The following is a 4,246-nucleotide window of genomic DNA, read 5'->3' as shown; positions in this document are numbered from 1 at the left end:
CAGCAAGGTCGCCCGCGACGTCACCGACCTCGCCCTGATGCCCCCGCCCGCCCCTGCCCGCCCGCCACGGCACACCGCCGCCACCGAATGACACCCCGCGCGCCCACCGGCGCCTCGAACACCGCCCGGGCACAGGTCCAGCGGCCCACCGGCCCGCGGGCCCGGGGGACGCCACGGCCGGCCGCTCAGCCGATCAGGGCCTCGTGGATCTGCCGGGTGGTCTGCGCGGCCACCCGGGGATCGACGGCGGCGTAGTGGGTGTAGGCGTTCAGCGCGGTGGCCAGCGCCCAGCCGCGGCCCCGCGTCCACGTGGCGTCGTCCACCGCGAGCGCGTCCCGGAAGGCGGCCCTGCTGTCGGCCGACAGCAGGGTGAAGGCGATGATCAGGTCGCAGGCCGGGTCGCCGACACCGAGCCCGCCGAAGTCGATGACCGCGCTGAGGCGGCCGTCGACCGTCAGCAGGTTGCCGGTGTGGAAGTCACCGTGGAACCAGACCGCGGGGCGGCCCCAGCCGGGGGCGTCCAGCGCCGCGTCCCACAGCCCGGTCATCGCCGCGGTGTCGAACACGCCGCCGGTCCGCGCGATGGCGCACCGCGTCGCCCGGTCCCGCTCGGCCAGCGACCCACCGGCGAGGTCCCCGCCGACGTCCTGCACCGGGCCCACGCCCTGCACCAAGCTGACGTCGCCGACGTCCTGCACCGGGTCGGGGCCGGCGTCCTGCACCGAACCGGAGTCCTGCACCGGGACGCCCCCGGGCGCGAACCGCTGCAGGGCGGTCAGGAACCGCGCCAGTTCGACGGCGGTGGCGCACGGGTCCGCCAGTGCCTCGACGGTCGCCACCTCGCCCTCCAGCCAGCGCGAGACCGCCCACGGCCACGGATAGCCGAAGCCGGGCGCACCCACCGCCACCGGCACCGGGACGGCCAGCGGCAGGTGCGGGGCCAGGCGCGGCAGCCACCGGAACTCCTTGCCGGCCTGCCCGGCGGCGCCGGCATGACGGGGCAGCCGCACGGACAGCCGCTCGCCCAGCCGGTGGATCACATGGTCCGAACCGGCCGGCTCGACCGGCGTGAGAGGCAGATGGGCCCACTGCGGGAACTGCGCGTCCACCAGGCGCCTGACCAACTCCGTGCCGATCGCCGGACGCATGCCCGCGCTCTCCCCGCTCACCACGAACAGCTCCTTCACCAGGCCCGCGCCACATGCCGGGCAGCCGCAGCCATCCCAGTGCGTCACCGGCCCGCCTGTCGACCCGATTTCCCCCCTCCCGGCGCCGGGCGCCGGCCCACCGGGCCGGGGAAGTGGCCCGTACCGTCGACGATCCGCTATGCTCGATCTTGAGCGGGCCACCGGAACTCCGGTTCTCCGCTCGCGCGTTGGTGGTCCAAGGAAAGACGCCCCGCTTCCTGCGGGGAAATGCAGGTGCAAGGCCTGCCCGGCGCTCACATGACGAGTCCCCCTCCACGATCCGTGGAGGGGGACTCGCCGCGTTGTGCACCACCGCGTCCCGCACCCGGAGTGCGCCAGGGCCGGCGATGGCGCCGGATCACCGCCGGGCCGCAGTCCCGCCCTCCCGCCGCCCGCGTCGTACGTAGGATCGTCACCGAAATGTCCCCGACGGCCGCGCGGGACAGGGCAGATGGGGGGCGACGTGACTGCGCTGGTGGGCCGGGCGACAGAGCTTGAACGTCTGGACGCGGTGCTCGACCGGACGCTGGAGGGGGGCGGCGGCCCCTGCGTCGTGGACCTCGCCGGGAGCGCGGGCATCGGCAAGAGCCGGCTGCTGGCCGAGTTCTGCCGGCGGGCGCGGGCCCGGGGGATGACGGTGCTGCGCGGCAGGGCCACCGAGTACGAACGGCACATCCCCTACCGGCCGTTCAGCGACGCACTCGCCGACCACGACGTGCAGGTGACGCAGCCGGGCGCCCAGGACGCGCACGGCGACCGCTTCGGGCTGCAGCGCACCCTCGCACGGCAGCTGGCCCACATCGCCCGGAGCGGCCCCGGACTGTGCGTGGCGGTGGACGACCTGCACTGGGCGGACCCGGCGTCCCTGGAACTGCTCGACCACCTCGTGCGCCACCCCCCGGACGCCCCCCTCGTCATCGTCGTGGCCCGCCGCGACCGCCAGACCACGGCCTCCCTGGACGCCGCCCTCACCCGGGGCATCGACCTGGGCACGGTGCAGCGGCTGCGCCTGGGCCCCCTCACCGAACAGGACTGCGTCGAGGTCCTCGCCCCCGGATCGGCGCCCGCCGTGCAGCGCGCCCGGGCCGCCGAACTGTACGCCGAGAGCGACGGCAACCCGCTGTACTTCCTCGCCCTCCTGCACGCCGGACAGACCGGGCGCGGCGCCGGGCGGGACGTTTCCGCGCACTCCACCGGACTGGGCTCCGTCCTGCTGGACGAACTGACCGCGCTGAGCGCGCACCAGCGCCGTACCGCCGAAGCGGTGGCCGTCCTGGGCGACCGCGGCAGCACCGGACTGCTGGCCGCGGTGACCGCCCGCGACGAGGCCGAAGTCACCGCCGACCTGGCCGTGCTGACAGACCGTGACCTGGTGCGTCCTGAACCGGGCGGGCGGTGGACCCTGCGCCACCCGGTGCTGCGGGCGGTCGTGCACGACAACACCCACCCGATGGAACGCGGGCACATGCACCGCCTCGCCGCGCACGCGCTGGCCGCCGCCGGAGCCCCCGCCACCGAACGCGCCCACCACGTCGAGCAGTCCCTGACCGGCTGGGACCCCCAGGCCGTCGCCGTCCTGTCCGAAGCGGCCCGGCAGTTCGCCTCCACCGCACCCGCCAGCAGCGCCCACTGGCTCCACGTCGCCCTCACCCACCTGCCCGACCGGCCGCAACACGCCCCGCTGCGCCGCGATCTGATGCTGCGACGGGCACAGGCCCTGGGCGTGTGCGGAGGACTGCGCGAGAGCCGCGACCTCCTGCACGAGGTGATCGCCCTGTCACCACCCGACCAGGAACAGGCCCCGCACCGCACACGGGCCCGTGCGGTGACTCTGTGCGCGGTGATGGAACGCCACCTGGGCCGGTACGCGGAAGCGGTCGCCCTGCTGCGCCGCGAACTGGCCCGCACACCGGGCCCCTGCGACGCCGACCGGGTGCAACTCGGCCTGGAACTCGGCTCGTCCGCGCCGCACGCCACCTCCTACCCGCAGCTGCGCGCCGACGTCGGCGCCACGCTCGACCTGGCCCGCCGCCTGGGCGACGAGACCGCCCAGGCGGGCGCCCTGGCGATCGCCGCCCTGGGGGAGACCTACGAAGGCGACATGAGCGCCGCACGGCCGGCCACCGACCGGGCCGCCGCGCTGGTGGACGCCCTGACCGACCGCGACCTGGCGGGCCTGTGCGAGCCACTGGCCCGGCTCGGCTGGGCGGAGGCGTTCCTGGAGCGGTACGCCGACGCCGAACGGCACGCCGACCGCGGCCTGCTCATCGCCCGGCGCGGCGGCCTGCTCTACGTCCTGCCGCACCTGCTGCTGTGCAAGGCCTACGTGCAGCTGCAGACCCTGCGGCTGCGGACGGCCCTGGAGCTGGCGGACGAGGCCGAGACGATCGCCCGGGGCATCGGCAGCGACGAACTGCTGGCCTTCGTCCTGGCCAACAAGGCCTACGTGCAGCTGTTCGCGCTCCCGCCCGCCGACGGGGCCGCCCTGGCGGTGGCCGAGGAAGCCGTCGCGGCAGCGGGCACGCGCACCAACTGGTGGGCGTCCACCGCCTGGTGCGTGCTGGCCCAGGCGGCGATCCACGCGGGCGACGCGCAGCGCGCCCGGACCGCGGTGCTGCGCGGCGGGGGCCAGGACCTGAACGCGCTCCACCCGTCCATGCGTCCGCTCATCCTGGAGATCCTCGTCAACTCCGCGGTCCTGAGCGGCGACACGCAGGCGGCCGCGGCCTGGGCGCGGCGGGCACGCCAGGAGGCGGACCGCCTGGACCTGCCGGCACAGCGGGCATCGGCGCTGCGCAGCACCGCCCACTGCCGCTCCGCCGCCGGCGACACGGCGGCGGCCGCCGCACTGTTCGAGCGGGCCGTGGACACGGCGGCCCGCGGGGGAGCGGTGCTGTGGGAGGCGTTCGGCCTGCTGCTCGGCGCACCCGCGGCGGCCGCCGGCGACCCGGAGCGCGCCCGCGCGATGTGGACTAGGGCCCGCCGGCTCGCCACGACCGGCGGCGCACACCAGCTCACGGGCCTGGCCGACATGCTCCACCCTCTCCTCCACCCCGAAC

Annotated in this window: 2 protein-coding genes; one reads left to right on the top strand and one right to left on the bottom strand. The window is 76.0% G+C overall.

All coding sequences use genetic code 11. The features are described 5' to 3' along the window. Positions 1–185: 185 nt before the first annotated feature. On the bottom strand, positions 186–1,148 hold the full coding sequence (locus tag FGF04_RS33235; protein ID WP_408055701.1) for an aminoglycoside phosphotransferase family protein: 963 nt from the start codon (positions 1,146–1,148) through the stop codon (positions 186–188). A 490-nt stretch (positions 1,149–1,638) separates the two neighbouring features. On the opposite strand from FGF04_RS33235, the gene FGF04_RS33230 reads away from it, so the two are divergent. Then, positions 1,639–4,246, top strand: a 2,608-nt coding sequence (locus tag FGF04_RS33230) for an ATP-binding protein (protein ID WP_188114342.1), incomplete at its 3' end; no start/stop codon positions are given.

It is taken from the genome of Streptomyces apricus, assembly GCF_008369065.1.
Lineage (GTDB): Bacteria > Actinomycetota > Actinomycetes > Streptomycetales > Streptomycetaceae > Streptomyces > Streptomyces apricus.
The sequence above is the reverse complement of the archived record's forward strand: the minus strand, read 5'-3'. Positions and strand labels throughout refer to the sequence as shown.

Coding starts and splice junctions, on each gene's coding strand:
- FGF04_RS33235 (WP_408055701.1), bottom strand. CDS start 1,148: ATGCGTCCGGCGATCGGCACGGAGTTGGTCAGGCGCCTGGTGGACGCG.